Origin of the sequence: Alcanivorax sp., assembly GCF_014762765.1 — a bacterium.
GTDB lineage: Bacteria > Pseudomonadota > Gammaproteobacteria > Pseudomonadales > Alcanivoracaceae > Alcanivorax.
On the sequence record NZ_JABURH010000159.1, the window covers coordinates 34,929 to 55,900 of the forward strand.

Below are 20,972 nucleotides of genomic sequence, written 5' to 3' on the forward strand. Positions count from 1 at the left end.
TACTCCATCAATTTGCCTGCCAGTATACAAGCAAAGGCCATGCAACGCGGATGAAACGTCCCATGACATAAGAATCTTCAGGTAAAAAACCAGCACACCAAAACAATTAGCTGCTGAAAAAATCCGGATGTGAATTGAGATACAGTCTTCGACCAATCTCGACACCCGCCATCACTCCCACAAGGATCATCACCACCACCGCCATCTCATACCAGAGCGGCCAGCCCGTCTCCTCAATATAACGTAAATACCCGGTAATCCCCCCATAACCGAGGGCAAGCAAGGCCCCATCCATTCTCGCCGAAAGAACATTGGCATACCCGACGATCATTCCTCCCAGACCGTAAAAAACAGTCGATATCCCCAGGTCCAGCAATAGAAAAGGCGTCAGATAGTCGAAGATATCAAGCAGCGAGATTTCACTGACCAGATAGACAACATCTTCAGCCAGATATTTGCCGCCACCAACACAGACCAACAGGCCTGCACCAATAAAAAATAAACGCCAGAAATAAACTGTCATCGCGCAATCATCCCAGCAAATCAGGGAACGAAAAGAAAGACAGTGTTTCGCCTTCAGAGACTGTTCTCCCCACCGGCACTACCGCCAGCCCGTCCGCCCACACCGCAGAGCTCAACATGCCGGAACTCTGATTGGGGTGTTTTTCCAGCACCAGATTGCCGTTCTTCGGCACGCAGCGAACACGCAAATATTCCTGTCGCTTGCCCGCTTTTTTGACTGAAAAATCCGCCGGCAACCGGAATGGTTCCGGCAAGACGTTTTCGGCACCACAGCAGCGACGCAAGGCGGGCAACACCAGCATCAGGTAACAGACCAGCACAGCAGACGGGTTGCCCGGCAGGCCGAAAAACGGAATGCCATCCACGCTGCCGTAGGTGAAAGGCTTGCCCGGTTTGATTGCCAGGCGCCAGAAATCCAGCTGGCCCTGCTGCTCCAGCACTGCCCGCAGATGATCCTCTTCACCAACGGACACGCCGCCGGTGGAGATGATCACATCCGGCCGCTGGTCAGGACTGGTGAGGGCCCGGGTCAACGTAGCCTGGATGATGGCCGGGTCATCGGGCAGGTGCTCTCGCCGCACCTCGGCAAAGCCACTCTGTATCAGCAGCTGCTCCAGTTGTGGCCCATTGCTGTCGTAAATTTTCCCCGGCAACGGCGCTTCGTCCGGCGCCTGCAGTTCATCTCCGCTGGTCAACACCAGTACCCGGGGGGCATACACCCGCACCCGGGATATCCCCACCGAGGCGATCAGCCCCACCGCCTGGGGCGTCAGACGCTGACCGGCGCACATCACCACCTCATCCAACCGGGCATCCTGCCCCGCCGGGCGAATATTCTGCCCATCGGTGACCGAAGCCTGTGCAGGAAGCCGCACCCGACCGTCAGCGGTTTCACAGTCTTCCTGCATCAATACGGTATCCGCCCCGGCGGGCACCGGCGCGCCGGTGAAGATACGCGCCACCTGCCCCGGCATCAGGGTGCCCGGCGGGTCACCGGCGGCAATGCGCAGCGGCATGGGCAGGGTCAGGCCCGGTTCATCCAGGTCGGCATAGCGCAGGGCCACACCATCCACGGCGGCATTATCGAAGGCGGGCACATCCACGCGGGACACCACGTCCTGGGCCAGGTACTGGCCACGGGCGTCACCGAGGGCGATCTCCTGCACACGGGCAAACGGCACCGCGCTGTCCAGCAACCGGGCCAGGGCGCCCTCTACCGGCATCAAGTTCATCGTCATCACCGTCGAATCTGGGCGACAAAGTTACAGGGACGATGACGGGCATCCAGCTGGTCGCGGATGATCCGATCCCAGCCGGTGGCGCAGGCATTATTGGAGCCAGGCAGACAGAAGATCACCGTGCGATTGGCCAACCCGGCCAGGCAACGGGACTGGATGGTGGAGGAGCCGATATCCTCCACACTGACCTGGCGAAACAGCTCACCAAAGCCTTCGATGTGTTTATCGAACAGCACCCCCAGGGCTTCCGGGGTGGAGTCGCGCCCGGAAAAGCCGGTGCCGCCGGTGGTGATGATGCCCTGGATGTGCTCGTCGGCGATCCACTCGGACACCACCTTGCGCAGCTGGTAGATGTCATCCTTCACGATCTGCCGAGCCTGCAGGTGATGGCCGGCCTCCTCCAGACGCTGGACCAGAAGATCTCCGGAAGTGTCATTATCCGGGGTACGGGTATCGCTGACGGTCAACACCGCCAGGGCCAGGGGCTCGAATTCTGCCGCAGGCTTGGACATAGGGCTTCTCCTTGCAGTTGGCGCCAATGCTAGCACGAGCCATGCCACCGTGGCTGGACAGCACATGCCGGATTGACCGTTGCCAACAACCCTCTGTTCGCCGCGGTTTGCTCACCGTAAATTGACGCTACACAAAGTGTTTATCGGGAGAGCTGACAATGAGCAGCAGCATGGAAACCGCCCAGCAGGATGCCGCCCGCCTGCCGCGCCTGCCACAACGCAAGCTGGACCACATTCCGGGGGATTACGGCACGCCGCTACTGGGCGACACCATTCCGTTCCTCAAGGACTACCACAAGCTGGTAACCCAACGCGCGGAAAAATACGGCCTGGTCTCCAAGGGCTCGGTGCTGTTCCAGCGCGGCGTTACCCTGCTGGGACCGGAGGCCAACGAGTTTGTCCTCAAGGACCCGGAGCACGTGTTTTCCAGCCGTGCGGCCTGGAACCCGTTCCTGGAAAAGCTGTTTACCGACGGGCTCATGTTGCGCGACTTCGCCGATCATAAATTCCATCGCCGCATCATGCAGCAGGCATTCAAGAAGCCGGCACTGGCCAGCTACCTGGACCGCATGAACGCCCATATCAGCAGCCAGATCCAGCCCTGGCAGACCGGCGAAACGATAAGCTTCTTCGATCATATCAAGGGGCTGCTGCTGGACGTGGGCGCACAGATTTTCTTCGGCCTGGACATGGGCCCGGAATCCGACAAGGTGAACAAATCCTTTATCGACTCTGCGGATGCCTCCCTGGCGGTATTGCGTCTGCCCATTCCCGGCACCCTGTGGCACCGGGGCATGACCGGACGCCGCTACCTGGAAAAATTCGTTACTGGCCTGATCCCGCAGAAGCGCGCCAGCGAGACCCCGGATTTCTTCAGCGAGCTGTGCAAGGCCGCCGACGAGGAAGGCGGACTGAGCGATCAGGACGTGATGAATCACATGATCTTCCTGCTGTTCGCCGCCCACGACACCACCACCAGCACCCTGTGCTCCATCATTTATCTGCTGGCAAAACACCCCTACTGGCAGGATCAGCTGGCCGAAGAAATGACTGGCCTGAACAAGGACAGCCTGGACTACGACGACCTGGCCAAGCTGGAAAAAACCGGCTGGGTGTTCCGCGAAACCCTGCGCATGCGCCCACCACTGACCACTTTCCCGCGCCGCACCGTGAAGGAAGTGACTTTCCAGGGCTACACGCTGCCGCGCAATACCCTGATCAACATCTCCCCCCTGTTCACCCACTACATGGAGGAGTACTGGAGCAACCCGCACACCTTCGACCCGGAACGCTTCAGTGACGAACGGGCCGAGCACAAGAAGCACTTCTACCAGTGGGTGCCTTTCGGCGGCGGCCACCACAAGTGCCTGGGCCTGAACTTTGCCGAGCTGCAGACAAAAACTTTCCTGTTCCACTTCCTGCAACGCTACAAGATTTCCCTGAAGCCGGGCTACGAGATGCCGGTACAACAGGTGCCGCTGATCATGCCCAAGGATGGTTTGCCGGTGGTGCTGGAGAAACGGTAAAGCAGCACGGCTTCGCCTCCAGCTGCGAGCGACGAGCTGCTAGCCGCTAGCTACAACGCCGCTGTAGGAGCGCCGCTGGCGGCGCGATTGAATGTAGGAGCACCTCTCTCTGTGCTCTGCGAGTATGAGGTGCGAACCGAGCGTAGTGAGGCGACAGAGGGGGCGTCAGCCGTTCTTTCTGAAACCTGTCGAGCTCTGAAATAACTGATTTCCCTGCGGTCGATTTCCGCGCAAGCGCGGTTCGCACCTCAAGAGGTGCTCCTACAGCGGCTTCGTATATGAGCGCAGCTTCTAGCTCAGCTCTGCTGATAAAGATGCACATCCCGCTGCGGATAGGGGATGGTAATACCCGCTTTATCGAAGGCCAGCTTCACCTGTTCAAACAGGCCGAAGTACACCGGCCAGTAGTCCTCGGAATTCACCCATACCCGGGTCAGCATATTGATGCTGCTGTCCGCGTGGGCGGAGACAAAAATATTGGGATTGAACTTGTCGCCACTCAGGATACGATCGTCGTTATCGATCACTGACTGTATCGCTGCCCGGGCATCGGCAATGCTGTCGTCGTAGCTGATACCGAACTCGATATCCACTCGCCGCTGCGGCTCACAGAAAACATTTTTGATGCAACCATTTGACATCGGGCCGTTGGGGATCACGATGCGCTGGTTGTCATAGGTAATCAGAATGGTGTTGAAAATCTGGATGTCATGCACCCTGCCCATATGCCCCTGGGCCTCGATAATATCCCCCAGTCGATAAGGTTTGAAAAACAGGATCAACACACCCCCGGCAAAGTTACCCAGGCTGCCCTGCAGGGCCAGCCCCACCGCCAGACCGATGGCACCCAGCATGGCGATAAATGAGGTGGTCTGCACTCCCACCATGCCGGCCACTGCCACCAGCAGCAGTATCTTCAGCAACACCTCCACAAAACTCGTCATGAACTTCTGCAGAGTGTCGTCCACGGCCTTGTGACCGAGCACCCGGTTCAGCCCCTTGGTGATACGGCCGATAAGCCAGAACCCCACGATCAGGGTAATGATGGCCAGCACCACCTTGGGCAGATAGCTCATGCCCAGTTCTATAGCCTTGTCCAGATAAGGCTGCAGCTGTTCCATTTCCATGATTCCCTTCCTTTGCGCTAGTGTGAAAGCGGCTAAAATAGCACTGCTTTCGCCACCCTCAGCGGCAACACGTCGGAATTTGCCATTATTTACGCTTTGCAGGGAATGAACCGGATTCCCGTTTGCCGCTATACTGCAGGCACATTTTTTACCCGATAGACAACCATGAAGTACGCCATCCTGCCGGTTACCCCCTTCCAGCAAAACTGCTCCTTCCTCAAGTGCGAAACCACCGACAAGGTGGCCATCGTCGATCCGGGCGGGGATCTGGACAAGATTCTGGAAGCACTGCAACAAGTGGGCGGCACGCCGGAAAAGATCCTTGTCACCCACGCGCATCTGGATCACATCGGTGCCGTGGCCGAGCTGGCAGACAAACTGGATCTGCCCATCGAAGGGCCGCACCGGGACGACCAGTTCTGGATCGACATGCTGCCCCAGCAGGCGCAGATGATGGGCTTTCCCGCCTCGCGCCCGTTCACCCCGAACCGCTGGCTGGAGGACGGTGACACGGTCACCGTAGGCGATACCGAATTCCAGGTACGTCACTGCCCGGGCCACACCCCCGGCCATGTGGTGTTCTACCAGCCGGACAGCAAACTGGTGGTGGTGGGCGATGTGCTGTTCAACGGCTCAATCGGCCGCACGGATTTCCCCAAGGGCGATTTCGACACCCTGATCCAGGCCATCAAGGACAAGTTGCTCACCCTGGATGACGATGTATCCTTCATCCCCGGCCACGGCCCCATGTCCACTATCGGCCATGAGCGGGCCAACAATCCTTTCGTTTCCGGCAAGCACGGTTGAGGCAGTCATGGAATCCAGCGCAATGAAATGGGGTTTGACGGTTGCCGTTATTCTGTTGGCCTGGCTGCTGTCCGTGTTGCTGCGCAGTGCCACCCGACGACTGGGCCGCCGCCGTGATTTCAGCCGGGCCCGCATCTTCCAGACCGCCGTGGTCATCAACAGTGCCTGCGTGGTGCTGTCACTGCTTACCATCGGGATTCTCTGGGGGCTTAACGGCAGCGGCCTGATGGTGTTCGCCACCTCGCTGATGGCCCTGCTCGGCGTGGCCCTGTTTGCCAGCTGGTCCATGCTCAGCAACACCACCGCCGCCATCATCCTGTTCTTCAGTGCTCCCTACCGGGTGGGCGATCGCATCCGCCTGCTGGATGGCGACAACACGGTCACCGGCCAGATCCGCTACATGGGGCTGATATTCATTACCGTGCAGGACGAACTGGGCCACCGTTACACCCTGCCCAACAACCTCCTGTTGCAGAAAACCGTGATTCGCCTGCGCGGCGACACCCTGCCCCGGGATCACAAACATTGCCGGGCTGACTAGCACCCCCCCGACAGAGTAAAGTGACATCCTGTTAAAGAGGCCTTGCCGGTTTGGCAAGGCCGTGTGCAGATCAAACACAAGGACGACACCATGCGACTGCTTTTTCCCCTGATTATCCTCACCCTGCTGGCCGGCTGTCAGAGTGGCAACGAAGCCGGCAACAAGTTGCCGGACGCCTGCTACCAGCCGCCGGAATCCGGCATGTGCAAGGCCGCCTTCCAGCGTTACTACTACGATCAGGACAGCGACAGCTGCAAGAGCTTTACCTGGGGAGGCTGCAAGGGCAGCGTGCCCTTCGAGACCATGGATGCCTGCGTGCAGACCTGTGACGCCGACAACAGCGAACCCGCCGCCCCGGCGAAAATCTACCGCAGCAAGGGGGACCCGCAATGAGTCAATCTGCATCCCTGGGCCTGGCCCGGGCGGTTTATGTACTGCATCTGGTAGGCCTGATCACCGGTGGCCTGACCGCCGTTGCCGGGGTCATCATTGCCCACCTGCACGCCGGGGATGCACCGCCGCCGTTGCGTGAGCACTTCCGCTTCCAGTACCGCACCTTCTGGATCGGTCTGCTCTACAGCATCATTGCCGGCATCACCACCCTGGCCTTTATCGGTTGGCTGTTGATGGTGATCATCACCATCTGGTGGATCGTGCGCTGTGCCCGCGGCCTGAGCACCCTGAATCGCAATGTGGCACCCGCCCGGGTGGATACCTGGGGCTTCTGATTTTGCCACTGTCACAAAGCTGTCATTATGGCCGGCCAGACTGGCTGGCCCGCGCCTACCTAGGAGAGATCATGCTGTCCCTGCGCCTTATCCCCCTCGTTCTCTGCACCCTGATTCTGTCCGCCTGCGCCCGCAGCCCCGTGGTCCAGCTCTACGACGGTGCCGCCAAACCTGACAGCCAGGTACTGACCGTGCGCGTGCCCAGCGAAATCGAAGTGTTCACCATCAACGGCAAGGAAGTGGATGGCGCCAACACCTTTTTCGCCACCGACTTCAAGGAACTGAAGTTCACCCCCGGCCGCTACGAGATCCTCGCCTACTACAAGGAACTGTGGCAGCTGGACGCGGACAACCATGAGATCGTGAAAACCAACCCGGCCAACTTTATCGTCGACGGCAAGGCCGGCGAGAAATGGCAGCTGGATTACGACAAACCCGCCAACGTGGATGAAGCCCGCGCCCTGGAAGACACCTTTACCGGCTGGGCCCTGAACACCGCCACCGGGGAAAAAGTGGCCGCCCAGGAATCCAACCTGATCCTCAAGCGCGGTTTCCTGGCACCCATCACCGGCGAGGAAGTGAGCACCGCTGCCTCCGCAAGCGTGGCACCCCAACAAGCGGTCGCCCCGGCACCTGCCACCAGCGCTCCGGCTCCGGCCACTCAGGCAGCCCCTGCACCGGCCCCCGCAGCCAGCTACCTGGATACCCTGAAAGCCCAGTGGAAACAGGCCACCCCGGAAGAGCGCCGGGAGTTTTTGCAGTGGATAGCTGAATAGGGTTACGAGTCACGAGAAGCGAGTCGCGAAAGGCCCCTGAAATATGGGGTTCGCTTCTCGCAACTCGGTACTGACACACTTCTCCACGAAGCCGCTGTAGGAGCGCCCTTCCAGGGCGCGAACCTTGCGAAGCAAGGAATCGCCCAGAGGGCGATCAGGACTTGCCGAACCTGACAGGTTTCTACAGGTAGACCTGACATTCTCTGAAAGTTTTGTCGCCTCGCTGCGCTCGGTTCGCGCCTCAAGAGGCGCTCCTACAGCGGCCTGGTAGATGGCGTTGTCGCAACGCCTGCCGATCACTCCCCCTGAATCGTTGCTACCACCCGTCTTGCCCCGCCATGGTCCCGGTGCTCGCACAGGTAAATTCCCTGCCAGGTGCCCAGCGCCAATCGGCCATTGCTGACCGGCAGGCTCAGTGACGGGCCGATCAGCACGCTCTTGATATGGGCGGGCATGTCGTCCGGGCCTTCCAGGGTGTGTTCATAATAAGGCGCGTTTTCCGGCACCATCACATTCAGGTGCCGCTCCAGATCGCCACGCACATCCGGGTCGGCATTTTCGTTGATGGTCAACGACGCGGAGGTGTGCTGGATAAACAGATGCAGCAACCCCACCTGCATATCCGCCAGCTCCGGCAAACCCTCCAGTACCTCACGGGTGACCAGGTGGCAGCCTCGGGGCTTGGCGGTTAATGTCAATGTTCTCTGGAACCACATTTTCGTTCCTCCGGATCTTGGCGCCTCGCCCGACCGGCGGCACACTCCGTGCAGCAACTGACAGACAAGGGAACACCATGAAACTGAATGGCCAGACCATTGTACTCACCGGCGCTTCCAGTGGCATCGGCGCCGAGGCAGCAAAAATCATGGCGCGCCGGGGCGCCACCGTGTGCCTGGTGGCACGCCGGGAAGAACAGTTACGTGAGGTTCAGGAAGTCATCGAAACAGAGGGTGGCTGCGCCTTTATCTACCCCTGCGACTTGAGCGACAACGTGGCCATCGAGGCCTGCGCCGCACGTATTCTCGCCGAGCAGCCGCGTATCGATGCGCTGGTGAACAACGCGGCCCATTCTATCCGTCGCCCCATAGAACAATCCCTGGATCGCCTGCACGATTACCAGCGCACCGTACAGCTCAACTATATTGGTGCCGTGGCCATGACTCTGAAACTGTTGCCGCGTTTTCTCGAGCAGGGCCACGGCCATGTGGTGAATATTTCCAGCCTCTCCACCCAGGTGCCCATCCCCCTGTTTTCTGCCTACCTGGCCAGCAAGAGCGCCCTGGAATCCTTCACCCGCTCTCTGCAGGCCGAGATGGGCCATCAGGGCATCAGCACCACGGTGGTGTACTTCCCCATGGTGCGCACGCCCATGTCATCGCGTACCGCCATCTACAAATACATGCCGATGATGCACGTGAAAAAAGCCGCCGGCTGGATCGTGGAAGCCTGCGAAAAGCGCCCGGCGCGCATCGCCCGCCCCATGGGCAAACTGGGCAGCGTGCTACTCGCCGCCCTCCCCGGCCCGGCCACCAAACTGCCGCAACCGTTGTTCCGGGGCATGGATAAACTGCTGGCCAGCCAGCTGAAGAAGAAGGGGTAAAGGCAGATGCAAGTTACAAGTTTCAAGTTGCAACGCGGATGAGGCTTGTGCGTTAGCCGCCTATGCTCTGCCCGCGATTCGCGGTAAAGCCTCAAAGACGCTCAAGACTGTCTGTAGATGCCGGGCACCACTGAGCAAGAAAAACGGCACCTTTCACAGTAATCGCGGCCAAGGCCAGCCTGCACCACCTTGCCTCGCCCGCGTTGCAACTTGAAACTTGCAACTTGAAACTCAACTCACCACGTTAATCGCACTGCCCGCCTGCCACTGACGAATATTTTCCACCACACCGTCCAGCAAGCGTTGTCGGCACTCTCTCGTGCCCCAGGCGTTGTGCGGGGTGATAATCAGATTGGGAATGTCCGCCGCCAGCAACGGATGATCCGCCGGTGGCGGTTCGCTGCTGAGTACGTCCAGGCCGGCGCCGCCCAGGTGGCCAGAACGCAGGGCATCGGCCAGCGCCGGTTCATCAATCAGGCCACCCCGGGCGGTGTTGATCAGAAAGGCGCCGGGCTTCATTTGCGCGATAAAGGACGCATTCACCAGCTTGTCGGTCTGCGCCGTCAGCGGACAATGCAGGCTGAGCACATCCGCCTGCGGCAGCAACTCCGCCAACGCCACCCGCCCGGACTGGCCGCCATGGCGCTGGAAGGATTCCGCCACCAACACCTGCATGCCCAGCGCCTCTGCCAACCGTGCCACTTCCCGGCCCAGATCGCCGTGGCCGATCAGCCCCAGGGTCTTGCCGGCCAGTTCCATGATCGGGTGATTCAGCAGACAGAACTGGGCCGCCCGGCTCCAGGCACCGGCTTTCACATCCCGGTCGTACTGATGCCAGCGGGTGGCCAGTGACAGCATCAACGTCAAGGTGTGCTGGGCCACCGACGCCCGCGCATAACCGCTCACATTGCACACGGTGATGCCCAACTCCCGGGCCGCATCCAGGTCCACATTATTGGTACCGGTGGCACAAATGCAGATAAGCTTGAGGGACGGGCAGGCTTTCAGGGTAGCCGCATCCAGCACCACCTTGTTGGTGATAACCACCTGGGCCCCGTCCAGACGCGCCAGCCGATCTTCCGGGCGAGTCAGCGGATGAAAGGTCCAGGGCATCAAGGCCTCAAGGGCGGCGAAGTCCATCTCGTCGGGGTTGAGGGTATCGGTGTCGAGAAAAACGCCCTGCATGTTCGGTCACCTTTATCGGGGAAGAAGGGAGGTGTTCCATGCTAACGGATTTGCTGGAAAAGATGGGCTTCACCCTGCCACAGCATGACTGGCAGAAACCGGTGGTGGGCGTCAGTGCCTGCCTGCTCGGCCAGAAGGTTCGCTACGACGGCGACCACAAACACAACGCCATCCTGGTCCACCAGCTCGGCCCCTTGCTGCGCTTTCGCGATACCTGTCCGGAAGTGGCCATTGGCCTGCCGGTCCCGCGCCCGCCCATTCAGGTAGTGCAGGTGGATGACACCCTTCGCGTGCAAGGCGTGGACAATCCACAGCAGGATGTCACCGACGCGCTGGAAGACGTGGCCACCCGGCTCGGGGAACCGCTCAGCGGGTTTGTCCTGAAAGCCCGCTCCCCCAGTTGCGGCCACCTGAGCACCCCGGTGCACAACACCACGGGCCAGCAGATCGGCATGGCTTCCGGCGCCTTCGCCCGCAAGCTCCACGAATTATTTCCGCGCATTCCCCTGGCCAACGACAGCGACCTGGAAAAGCCCGCGTTTCTGCAGAGTTTTCTGTTGCAGGTGTACTGCTACCACCAGTGGCATCACAGCACACACCAGGGCCAATGGCTCCATGACATGCAGGCACAGAGCGAACAACTGGACGAACCGCTGCATAGCGGCCTGCGCCATTATCTGGATAAGCTTGGGCAGGCGATGCATTGAAAAGCAATGAATAGTTAATAATGAATAATTAATAGCTAAATCCAAAACCGGGGTCCGGGCTGCGAATTCAGGTTTTCGAAACTCGCTACTTTTACCCGGTTTCGTGGGGAATCAATGCGCGCTATCGTGGTCGGTAAGGGACCCCAACAGCGACCCGGCGAGGATGTCATGACACAGCAACAGGACCGGCTGCTCTGGATCGACGGCCAATATAGCCCAGGCAACGACAACCAGTTCTTCGACACCATCAACCCGGCCACCAACCAGGTAATCTGCCGGGTTGCCCAGGCCACCCCCGACGATGTGAACCGTGCCGTGCAGGCGGCCAAACGGGCCCAGCCCGCCTGGCAGGCTCTTGGCGGCGTGGAGCGCGGTCGCATCCTGATGCGCACCGCCCAGTTGCTGCGCGAACATCGCGACGAAATTGCCCAGCTGGAAACCCTGGATGCGGGCAAGCCCATCGCCGAAACCCCGGAAGCGGATGTGGATTCCGCCATCGATTGCCTGGAGTACTTCGCCGGCCAGGCCAGCTCCCTGCAGGGGGAATACCAGCAGGTGCCCGGCGGTTTCTTCTACACCCGCCCGGAACCCCTGGGCGTGTGCGCCGGCATCGGTGCCTGGAACTACCCGGTGCAGATCGCCAGCTGGAAAGCCGCCCCCGCCCTGGCCGCCGGTAATGCGCTGGTCTACAAACCCTCGGAAGTCACGCCCCTGTCCGCCCTGCGTCTGGCAGAGCTGTTCAAGGAAGCTGGCCTGCCCGACGGCATCTTCAATGTGGTGCAGGGTTTCCGGGAAACCGGTGAAGCCCTCACCGGCCACCCGGACGTGGCCAAGGTCTCCCTCACCGGCGGGGTCCCCACCGGCAAGGCCGTGATGCGCGCCGCCGCCGACACCCTCAAGGGCGTGACCCTGGAACTGGGCGGCAAGTCGCCACTGATCATCTTCGAGGATGCGGATCTGGATAACGCCGTGTCCGCCGCCATGCTCGCCAACTTCTACACCCAGGGGCAGATCTGCACCAACGGCACCCGCGTCTTTGTGCACGAGAGCATCAAGGATGCCTTTGTGGAAAAACTGCTGGCCCGTGTCGGCACCCTGACCCTGGGCGACCCCATGGACCCGGCCACGGAAGTGGGCCCGCTGATCAGCCGCCAGCACATGCAGCACGTGCTCAACTATATCGAGATCGGCAAGGAAGAAGGCGGCCAGGTGCTGATCGGTGGTGGCAAGGCCGAGGTGGATGGCATGCCGGACGGCAACTTCGTCTTGCCCACGGTATTCGATGGCCTCAATGACGAGATGCGCATCGTCCGAGAGGAAATCTTCGGGCCGGTGTTGTCACTGCTCAGCTTCCGCGATGAAGACGAGGTCGTCGCCCGCGCCAACAACACCGACTTCGGTCTGGCCGGCGGTGTCTTCACCCGCGACATCAATCGCGGCCATCGCATGGCGGAACGGATCGATGCCGGTATCGTGTGGGTAAACCACTACAACCTGACGCCCATCGAAATGCCCTTCGGTGGTTTCAAGCAATCCGGCATCGGCAAGGAAAACAGCCGCCGCGCCTTCGCCCACTACACCCGCCTGAAGACGGTGTACGTGGCGCAAGAGGATGTGGACTCGCCCTATTAAAGTCAGACAAAGGCATTTCTACCACAGAGGTCACCGAGTTCACTGAGTAAAAATCTTTCTCTGTGCTCTCTGTGTCCTCTGTGGTGAAAATTTGATGCCCGTTCACACCTGCCGCTTCGGCATCCCGCTGCGCTGATACTCCTCCCAGCCGTCCGCATGGAAACTGGGCGCCGTGGACGGGGGCAGGGATTTACCGAGGATATGATCCGCGCCTTTCTCACCGATCATGATGGTCGGTGCGTTCAGGTTGCCGTTGGTCACCGTGGGCATGATGGACGAATCCACTACCCGCAGATTTTCCACCCCGTGCACCCGGCACTGCGGGTCCACCACCGCCATGTCATCGGTGCCCATGCGGCAACTGCCCGCCGGGTGATACGCCGTTTCGGCGGTACGTGACATCCAGTCGTCCAGCTCATCATCGCTGTTGATATCCGGCCCCGGCGACAGCTCGGCACCGCGGTAGGGATCCATGGCCGGCTGGGCAAAAATCTCCCGGGTGAAACGCACCCCGGCACGGAATGCCTCGCGATCCTCCTCCCGGTCGAAGTAGTTGAAGAACATGGCTGGCGGCGCCGCCGGGTCCTTCGACTGCAACTTCACCCAGCCTCGGCTGAGCGGTTTGTTGGCACCCAGATGCACCTGAAAGCCGTGCCCCTTCACGGCACTGGAGCCATCGTAGGCAATGGCGCCGGCCAGGAAGTGATACTGGATATCCGGGTACTGCAAACCCGCACGGCTGCGAATATAGCCGTTGGATTCAAAGTGGTTGGAGGTGCCCAGTCCACGGCGCAGGAACAGCCAGTTGGCGCCGATCCAGGCTTTCGCCAGCGGCCCCAGCCAACCATTGAGGGTGATCTTCTGGGTGCATTCCTGCTGTACCCACACCTCTAGATGATCGTGCAGATTCTGGCCCACGCCGGGCAAATCATGAATCACTTCAATGCCGTTTTCCTTCAAGTGCTCCGCCGGCCCGATACCAGACAGCATCAACAGCTTCGGGGAATTGAAGGCACTGGCAGAGAGGATCACTTCCTTGCGCGCCTTCACCCTGTAGGTGTTGCCGCCCCGGCGGTATTCCACCCCCACCGCTTTCTTTCCTTCCATGATCACGCGCGTGGTGAGGGCATGCATCTTCACGTCCAGGTTAGGCCGGTTCATGGCCGGCTTCAGATAGGCCATGGCGGTGGAGCAGCGCACGCCGTTGCGCACCGTCATGTCCATGCGCCCGAAGCCTTCCTGACGAAAGCCGTTGTAGTCTTCCGTATACCCGTACCCCGCTTCCTCACCGGCCTGGATAAAGGCCCGGTACAGCGGGTTCTTCATGTTGTTGCCGTTGCAGGTGGTCAGAGGCCCGTCGGCGCCGCGATAGTCATCGCCGCCGTAGACACAGCCTTCCGCCCGCTTGAAGTAAGGCAACACATCCGCATAGCCCCAACCTTCGGCACCCATCGATTCCCACTCGGCGAAATCACCGGCGCAACCGCGCACATACACCATCCCGTTGATAGAGGATGAGCCACCAATCACCTTGCCACGGGCCTGATGAATGCTGCGCCCGTGCAGGCCCGGCTCTGGCTCGGTATGAAAACCCCAATCGAACTTTTCCATGTTCAGGGGAATGGAAAAGGCGGTGGGCATCTTGATGAAGATGGAGTTGTCCTTGCCGCCGAATTCCAGCACCAGTACCTGGTTGCTGCCATCCTCGGTGAGACGGTTGGCCAGTACGGCACCGGCGGAGCCGGCACCGACGATCACGTAATCCATTTCCTGATCAAAGGTGGTCATGATTCACCTCGTGGTCATGTGCCTTCAAGCCGGACCGGGCTCGCTGGCATCGTCCATGTTGTTGCCCATCTCGCGGCGCATGTGCAGGTACTGCAGGTGCGCCTCGAAATGGTCAATCAGATCCTCGATAACCTGTTCGCGGCTGTAACCCATCAGGTCATAACTCAGGCCGCCCTCGCGCAGGTGCACTTCCAGGCGGTAATACACGGATCGAGACTGCTGGGTACGCACCGTGAAAGACGGCATCAGGCAACGGCGTGGCCACACCTGGTAGGTAAAGTTCTGCTCGCCACCCAGGTCCACATTCAGGGCAATATGTAGCTGATCACCACTACCCTCGGCAATCTCCACCGGGTAACCCTTTTCCGCCAGCTCTTCCTTCACCGCGTCAAAGGCCGGACGCACCGTCTTGTCGATAAACTGGGCCACCTGTTTTTCGCTGGGGAAACTGATCGCCCGGGCCAGTCGTTTGCTCCAGCTTTCATGCTCGGCGCGTGAACTGCTGCGCCCGGACAATTGCCCGGCCAGGGCATCCTGCATGCTGATGGACTTGAGACCTTCCAGCTTCAGGGCCCGGTACAGGCCGATCATCATCAGGAACAACACGAAGGCAAACGGCAGCCCCATGATCACCACCGCGCTCTGCAGGGCCGACAGCCCGTCGGTCATCAGCAACGCCAACGTCACCACCCCGATGATGGCGGCCCAGACAATACGCATCCACGGTGCTGCATCGTTGTTCGGGTCCTTGATACGGCAGGTCAGATTGGACAGCACCAGGGAACCGGAGTCCCCGGAGGTGACAAAGAACACGATGGCCAGCACCGTCACCACGATGGTGGTCACCGTGACCCAGGGCAATTGCTCCAGGAACAGATAGATGGCCGAGCCCGGATTGCCCACCGCTTCCTTGCCGAATTCGGTGGCACCATTCATCACCATGTCGATGGCGGAATTCCCCATCACGGACATCCACACCATCATGAAGGTGAGCGGCAGAATGAGGGTGCCGGCCACGAAGCTGCGAATGGTGCGGCCCCGGGAGATCCGCGCCAGGAACAGCCCCACGAAGGGTCCCCAGGCGATCCACCAGGCCCAGAAGAATACGGTCCAGGCATTCAGCCAGTCCTGGGGCGGATCGAAGGCATAGGTATCAAAGGACATGGAAATAAAGTGGGTCAGGTAATCGCCCACGTTCATCACCAGCGCATCCAGCAGGAAGCGGGTATCACCTACCACCAGCACGAACAGCATCAGCACAATGGCCAGCAACATGTTGAACTCGGAAAGGCGGCGGATGCCCTTGTCCACACCAGTGGCGGCGGAAATTGCCGAAAACAGCACAATGAAGACCGCCAACACCGCCTGCGTCAGTGTGCTCTCGGCAATGCCGAACATATAGTTCAGGCCGAAGTTGAGCTGGATGATGCCAATGCCCAGGCTGGTGGCCACCCCGAACACGGTGCCCAGCACCGCAGCGATATCCACGGCATTACCGATGGAGCCGTGAATGCGTTTACCGAAGATGGGATACAGCGCAGAACGAATGGTCAGCGGCAAGCCATGACGATAGCTGAAATAGGCCAGTGACATGCCCACCAGGGAGTAGATCCCCCAACCGGACAGCCCCCAGTGCAGGAAGGTAATCTGCATGGCTTCACGGGCCGCTTCCACCGTACCGCCCTCGCCCACTGGCGGCGTCAGGTACTGGGTCACCGGCTCCACTACGCAATAGAAAATCAGGTCGATACCGATGCCGGCGGAAAACAACATGGCCGCCCAGGTAACGATATTGAATTCCGGCTCCGCGTGATCCGGTCCCAGCTTGATACTGCCATAGCGAGAACAGGCGATGGCAATCACAAAAACCAGATACGCCACCACGGAAATAAAGTAGAACCAGCCGAAGCTGCCGGAAATCCAGGCCAGAGCACCGTAGATGGTTTCATTGGCCTGTTCGGTGAACAGCATGGCCCACAACGCAAACAGCACGATGCCGGTGGTGGAACCATAGAACACAAGGGGATTGATGCGGCCTTCCGGAATATCGGGCTCGGCCTGGGGTGACGGGTTGGCTGTATCCATTCAGCGTTCCTCCAGTCAGGGTTGCGTGGTTTCGCAAACACCCCGGTACCGGACACGGACACGCCCTGACAGCTGTGCGCAAGCGCACACAGTCAACCGCCAGCGATGTGTCGTCAGCGCCCGATCCTCCCGAGGCATTCACACACGGCTTTCCTCATTCTGCCGAGGCCATGGGTAACATGAAAGTGAATCCTTGTTCGCAGTCAGAATCGCATGAAAGGCGATTTTTACCACAGAGGGCACGGAGAACACTGAGACAGCGGTTTTATTGGCGCCTCATTGCAGGAGCTATGCTTACCCCCAAGGGGATCTGCGACATGCGAACCTGCTCGCGATGGCGGTTGTTCGCCATGCAAGCATAGCTCCTACAAAAAAGAACCGGCCGATGGAACTGGCGCTTCAGAAAATCAGCGTCAGCCCACCGGTGACAACGGCAAACAGGATGGACAACCCGATCAGGGTCTTCCAGGGGAATGGTGGCGGGGGCGGCTCCACTTCGAGCTGCTTTTCCAGGTAATTCTTCAGCAGCTTGGTGTTGCGGGTGTTGGCCTTGTAGATGGCATCGAAGGCATCGCCCACCACCGGCAACAGCCCGCCAAGAAAATCGATACCGATATTGCGCAGCATACGCAACTTCACACTCTTGCTGGCCCCGGCCCGCTGCGCCTCGATCAGCACATAGCTGGATAACACCAAGCCGGCCGCATCACCCACCAGCGGCACCAGGCCGATAATGGCCTCGGCACCGATCTGAAATTTGGTAAAGGGAATGCCGATGCTGCTGTCGGTAAAACGGCTGAACTTTTCCAGCCGCTCCAGGGTTGCCCGTTGCTGGGCTTCTGTCCTTGCTGCCATTACATCTCCACAAACAGGTGGCCGTCTTCTTCCGTGACCGGCCAGGTCTCCAGGGCTTTCTCGCCCCGCACCACATTCAACAACTGCACACCGGGGGGAAAGTTGGCCCACTCGGTCACTTCGCCGGTACGGATATCAAACCGCGCCCGGTGCAGCGGACACTGCACACACTTGTCCTCGACAATCTTGCCCTTGCCCAGGGACGCAAACATATGGGTACAACGGGCCTGAGTGGCATAAAAACCATCACTCAGGTGATACACCACCAGTTTTTTACCACCGGCTTCCATCGCACGGCTTTTCCCTTGCGGGAGGTCCTGGCTGGCACAGAGTTCATAACGCATGTTGCTCTCCTTGCTGGCTTGGAATCAGTTGCAAGTTTCAAGTTGAAAGTTACAACGCGAAAAAGATTCTCATGTCTTCCAATGCCATGCCCGCGCTCAACGATAGCCGCGGGCACGGCCTTTTCGATCAGATCACGCTGGATTCGCGTTGCAACTTGAAACTTTCAACTTGCAACTCATCACTCCAGATAGGTATACCCGGCCAGGCCTTCGCGTACCAGCCCGATAAAGGTTTCCTGCTCGCCGTCGCTCAAATGCGCCTGCCGACAATGTTGCTCCAGGGCTCCCAGCAACTTGTCGGTATCGTAGTTCACGTAGCGTAGCACCGTGCTCACCGTATCGCCCTGAATGGCGTGGCTCAGGGTGATGGCGCCATCGGCTTCCACGTCCACATCCACGGAATCCGTGTCACCGAACAGGTTGTGCATGTCGCCGAGGATTTCCTGGTAGGCACCCACCATGAAAATCCCCAGGTGGCCATTGAGCTGCTCCGGCAGCGGCAGGGTGGCTTCCACGCCTTCGCCATCCACGAACTGGTCGATGCGGCCATCAGAATCGCAGGTAATGTCCTGGATCACCGCCCGGCGGGTGGCCGGCTTGTCCAGGCCGGACAAGGGCAGCACCGGGAACACCTGGTTGATCCCCCACACATCCGGCACCGACTGGAACACGGAAAAATTCACGAACAACTTGTCCGCCAGGGTTTCGTTGAGGCTGTCGAGCAACTCGCGCTGCTGCTTGCGCAGCGGGTTCAACCGACCGCGCAGGGCCAGCAGGCAGTTGATATACAGCTGCTCGCCCCGGGCGCGGGTGCCCAGGCCCAGGTCACCGGCGATATAACGCTGGTGAATGTCCTGCCAGGCGCCGGTCACTTCCGAGAAACGCTCGATCAGATTGCCCGGCTCGCCGGCCAGCAACCCTTGCAGCTCCCACAACTGGTGCAGCTCGGCCACGTCGTCGTCCGCCGGTGCCTCCACCGTCACCGGGGCCATCTGCTCCTGGTCGGTGATATTCACCAGCAGCACCGCGTGGTGAGCGGTCAGCGCCCGGCCGGATTCGGAGATGATGTTGGGCTCCGGCAGGCCATGCTGGGCGCACTGCTGCTGCAGGGTCTGCACGATATGGCGGGCATAGTCGCCCACCCCGTAGTTCATGGAGCAATAGGACCGGGAGTGGGTGCCTTCATAATCCACCCCCAGGCCGCCGCCCACATCCACGGTCTCCACCGCCGCGCCCAGGGCGCGCATCTCGGTGTAGTAACGGGCCGCTTCGCGCATGCCCGCCTTGATGTCCTGGATATTGGCCACCTGGGAGCCCAGGTGGAAATGCAGCAGCTTCACGCAATCCAGCCGCCCGGCGGCACGGCAGTGCTCGATGGCTGCCATCAGCTGCGGCGCACTCAGGCCGAACTTGGACTTCTCGCCCCCGGTGTTCTGCCAGTTGCCCTTGCTGATGCTCATCAGCCGCACCCGCAGCCCGATACGCGGCGACACGCCCAGCTCATCCGCCAGCGACAGCAGCGCCGGCAGCTCGGACATCTTCTCCACCACGATATGCACGTGAAAGCCCAGCTTCTCGCCCATCAGCGCCAGGCGCAGGTATTCCGCGTCCTTGTAGCCGTTACAGACGATGGTATCGCCCGGGTTGGACAGGGCCAGCACGGCCAGCAGCTCCGGCTTGGAGCCCGCCTCCAGGCCGATGCGCTCGCCGTCTTCACGGGCGCGCAGAATCTCATGCACCACCCGGCGCTGCTGGTTCACCTTGATCGGGTACACCGGCGTATAGCCGCCCTGATAGTCGTTGCCCTCGATGGCCTCCCGGAAGGCCCCGGCCAGCAGCTTGACCCGCTGGCGAAGAATCCCGGAAAAACGCGCCAGCACCGGCGCCCGCAACCCGGCCGCCCGGCAGCTTTCCAGCACCGCTTCCAGCGTGGCCTGGCCGCCCTGCTCGCCATTGGGCCGCACACACAGCTGGCCCTGGTCGTCGATTCGGAAGTAGCTGTCGCCCCAGCGATCCACGTTATAGATGTCGCTGGCGGGCAAGGGAGATCTGTCGGTCATTACCTGTCCTGAAATAAGGGGTGTTGTCTGGGGGCATTATGCCTGCCGGGGCGCCGCACTCGCACCCCTTTTTCCTGCTTTACATGGGGGGCGCAGGCCTTACAATCCGGCTTTGAGAGGTAGCCCATTCGCGATGCGCGCATCGCTTCCCACAAAGACCATCCCCAGGGTGGCACCGGTTTTTGTGGGAAGTCATGCTTGCATGACGAAAGACGATCACTCCGCCCACACCATTCCACCGGAACCGCCCATGAGCAGCACCAAAGACAACTGGTTTTACGAGCACTTCGACACCGCCGGCACCGCTTTCGGCCTGCGCCTGAAACAAAAGCTGGAAGAAGTGCAGACCGAGTATCAGCACATCGAGATGTGGGAAACCGACACCTTCGGTTACCTGATGACCATCGATGGCGCCACCATGCTCACCACCCGCGACAACTTCCTCTACCACGAGATGATGTCGCACCCGGTGCTGTTCAGCCACGCCAACCCCAAGCGCGTCATCATCATCGGTGGCGGCGACTGCGGCACCCTGCGTGAAGTGCTGCGTCACTCCAGCGTGGAAAAAGCCACCCAGATCGACATCGACGAAATGGTCACCCGCTATTCCGAGAAATACTTCCCGGAACTGTGCGAGTCCAACGGCGACAGCCGCGCCGAACTGCTGTTCGAAGACGGCGTGCAGTACATGCGCAACTGTGAAGACGGCAGCGTGGACGTGATCATCGTGGATTCCACCGACCCGGTAGGCCCGGCGGAAGGCCTGTTCAAGGCCGACTTCTTCCGCGATTGCCACCGCGTCCTGGCCGATGGCGGCATCATCGTGCAGCAATCCGAATCCCCGCTGCTGCACAGCGATACCATCATCAAGGACCTGCACGCCAACATGCGCGAAGCGGGCTTCACCACCACCCAGACCCTGCCCTTCCCGCAGCCGGT

Annotated in this window: 21 protein-coding genes; 10 read left to right on the top strand and 11 right to left on the bottom strand. The window is 60.3% G+C overall.

Annotated features, from left to right (window positions below; all coding sequences use genetic code 11):
- Positions 1-106 precede the first annotated feature (106 nt).
- Genes HUJ17_RS11830 through moaB form a run of 3 tightly spaced genes read right to left on the bottom strand, consistent with a single transcriptional unit; the run spans position 107 to position 2,272 of the window.
- A complete protein-coding gene (locus HUJ17_RS11830; protein ID WP_290510879.1) occupies positions 107-523 on the bottom strand; it encodes a hypothetical protein in 417 nt (138 codons plus the stop codon).
- A 7-nt stretch (positions 524-530) separates the two neighbouring features.
- Complete coding sequence (gene glp, locus HUJ17_RS11835; RefSeq protein ID WP_290510880.1) at positions 531-1,754, bottom strand: gephyrin-like molybdotransferase Glp; 1,224 nt, start codon at positions 1,752-1,754, stop codon at positions 531-533.
- A gap of 5 nt (positions 1,755-1,759) precedes the next feature.
- Complete coding sequence (gene moaB / locus HUJ17_RS11840; RefSeq protein ID WP_290510881.1) at positions 1,760-2,272, bottom strand: molybdenum cofactor biosynthesis protein B; 513 nt, start codon at positions 2,270-2,272, stop codon at positions 1,760-1,762.
- 158 nt (positions 2,273-2,430) lie between these two features.
- On the opposite strand from moaB, the gene HUJ17_RS11845 reads away from it, so the two are divergent.
- Positions 2,431-3,798: a cytochrome P450 gene (locus tag HUJ17_RS11845; protein WP_290510882.1), complete on the top strand. Its 1,368-nt coding sequence runs from the start codon at positions 2,431-2,433 to the stop codon at positions 3,796-3,798.
- A gap of 296 nt (positions 3,799-4,094) precedes the next feature.
- Here HUJ17_RS11845 and HUJ17_RS11850 read toward each other — a convergent pair whose 3' ends face one another.
- On the bottom strand, positions 4,095-4,925 hold the full coding sequence (locus HUJ17_RS11850) for a mechanosensitive ion channel domain-containing protein (protein WP_290510883.1): 831 nt from the start codon (positions 4,923-4,925) through the stop codon (positions 4,095-4,097).
- Positions 4,926-5,090: 165 nt separating this feature from the next.
- On the opposite strand from HUJ17_RS11850, the gene HUJ17_RS11855 reads away from it, so the two are divergent.
- The 5 genes from HUJ17_RS11855 (at position 5,091) to HUJ17_RS11875 (ending at position 7,777) form a co-directional block, all read left to right on the top strand.
- Positions 5,091-5,732: an MBL fold metallo-hydrolase gene (locus HUJ17_RS11855; RefSeq protein WP_290510884.1), complete on the top strand. Its 642-nt coding sequence runs from the start codon at positions 5,091-5,093 to the stop codon at positions 5,730-5,732.
- Between the two features lie 7 nt (positions 5,733-5,739).
- Positions 5,740-6,273: a mechanosensitive ion channel domain-containing protein gene (locus HUJ17_RS11860; RefSeq protein WP_063509785.1), complete on the top strand. Its 534-nt coding sequence runs from the start codon at positions 5,740-5,742 to the stop codon at positions 6,271-6,273.
- Between the two features lie 90 nt (positions 6,274-6,363).
- Entirely contained in the window at positions 6,364-6,666 is a 303-nt protein-coding gene (locus HUJ17_RS11865) for a BPTI/Kunitz domain-containing protein (protein WP_290510885.1), read from the top strand.
- Positions 6,663-7,001, top strand: a complete 339-nt coding sequence (locus tag HUJ17_RS11870) for a hypothetical protein (RefSeq protein ID WP_290510886.1) — start codon at positions 6,663-6,665, stop codon at positions 6,999-7,001. Before HUJ17_RS11865 ends, HUJ17_RS11870 begins: the two co-directional genes overlap by 4 nt.
- Positions 7,002-7,072: 71 nt before the next feature.
- Positions 7,073-7,777 carry a DUF2057 domain-containing protein gene (locus HUJ17_RS11875; RefSeq protein WP_290510887.1) on the top strand — a complete coding sequence of 235 codons (705 nt, stop codon included), beginning with the start codon at positions 7,073-7,075 and terminating at the stop codon, positions 7,775-7,777.
- Between the two features lie 296 nt (positions 7,778-8,073).
- Here HUJ17_RS11875 and HUJ17_RS11880 read toward each other — a convergent pair whose 3' ends face one another.
- Positions 8,074-8,493: a secondary thiamine-phosphate synthase enzyme YjbQ gene (locus HUJ17_RS11880; protein ID WP_290510888.1), complete on the bottom strand. Its 420-nt coding sequence runs from the start codon at positions 8,491-8,493 to the stop codon at positions 8,074-8,076.
- 77 nt (positions 8,494-8,570) lie between these two features.
- On the opposite strand from HUJ17_RS11880, the gene HUJ17_RS11885 reads away from it, so the two are divergent.
- Entirely contained in the window at positions 8,571-9,377 is an 807-nt protein-coding gene (locus tag HUJ17_RS11885) for an SDR family NAD(P)-dependent oxidoreductase (protein WP_290510889.1), read from the top strand.
- 231 nt (positions 9,378-9,608) lie between these two features.
- On the opposite strand, the gene HUJ17_RS11890 is transcribed toward HUJ17_RS11885, so the two are convergent.
- Positions 9,609-10,562: a 2-hydroxyacid dehydrogenase gene (locus HUJ17_RS11890; protein WP_290510890.1), complete on the bottom strand. Its 954-nt coding sequence runs from the start codon at positions 10,560-10,562 to the stop codon at positions 9,609-9,611.
- A gap of 38 nt (positions 10,563-10,600) precedes the next feature.
- Between HUJ17_RS11890 and HUJ17_RS11895 the strand changes: the two genes are divergently transcribed.
- Complete coding sequence (locus HUJ17_RS11895; RefSeq protein ID WP_290510891.1) at positions 10,601-11,269, top strand: DUF523 domain-containing protein; 669 nt, start codon at positions 10,601-10,603, stop codon at positions 11,267-11,269.
- Positions 11,270-11,437: 168 nt separating this feature from the next.
- Positions 11,438-12,901, top strand: coding sequence for a betaine-aldehyde dehydrogenase (betB, locus tag HUJ17_RS11900; RefSeq protein ID WP_290510892.1), 1,464 nt, complete (start codon positions 11,438-11,440; stop codon positions 12,899-12,901).
- Positions 12,902-13,003: 102 nt separating this feature from the next.
- Here the strand turns inward: betB and betA are convergent, their stop codons facing one another.
- From betA to speA, 5 genes are all read right to left on the bottom strand, one after another.
- A complete protein-coding gene (gene betA / locus HUJ17_RS11905; protein WP_290510893.1) occupies positions 13,004-14,689 on the bottom strand; it encodes a choline dehydrogenase in 1,686 nt (561 codons plus the stop codon).
- Between the two features lie 24 nt (positions 14,690-14,713).
- Complete coding sequence (gene betT / locus HUJ17_RS11910; protein ID WP_290510894.1) at positions 14,714-16,774, bottom strand: choline BCCT transporter BetT; 2,061 nt, start codon at positions 16,772-16,774, stop codon at positions 14,714-14,716.
- 399 nt (positions 16,775-17,173) lie between these two features.
- Positions 17,174-17,629: a DUF4112 domain-containing protein gene (locus HUJ17_RS11915; RefSeq protein WP_062815567.1), complete on the bottom strand. Its 456-nt coding sequence runs from the start codon at positions 17,627-17,629 to the stop codon at positions 17,174-17,176.
- On the bottom strand, positions 17,629-17,973 hold the full coding sequence (locus HUJ17_RS11920) for a Rieske 2Fe-2S domain-containing protein (RefSeq protein ID WP_103917334.1): 345 nt from the start codon (positions 17,971-17,973) through the stop codon (positions 17,629-17,631). Before HUJ17_RS11920 ends, HUJ17_RS11915 begins: the two co-directional genes overlap by 1 nt.
- Positions 17,974-18,152: 179 nt before the next feature.
- Positions 18,153-20,033, bottom strand: coding sequence for a biosynthetic arginine decarboxylase (gene speA, locus HUJ17_RS11925; protein ID WP_290510895.1), 1,881 nt, complete (start codon positions 20,031-20,033; stop codon positions 18,153-18,155).
- Positions 20,034-20,283: 250 nt separating this feature from the next.
- Between speA and speE the strand changes: the two genes are divergently transcribed.
- On the top strand, positions 20,284-20,972 hold a 689-nt coding region (gene speE, locus HUJ17_RS11930; RefSeq protein ID WP_290510896.1), incomplete at its 3' end, for a polyamine aminopropyltransferase.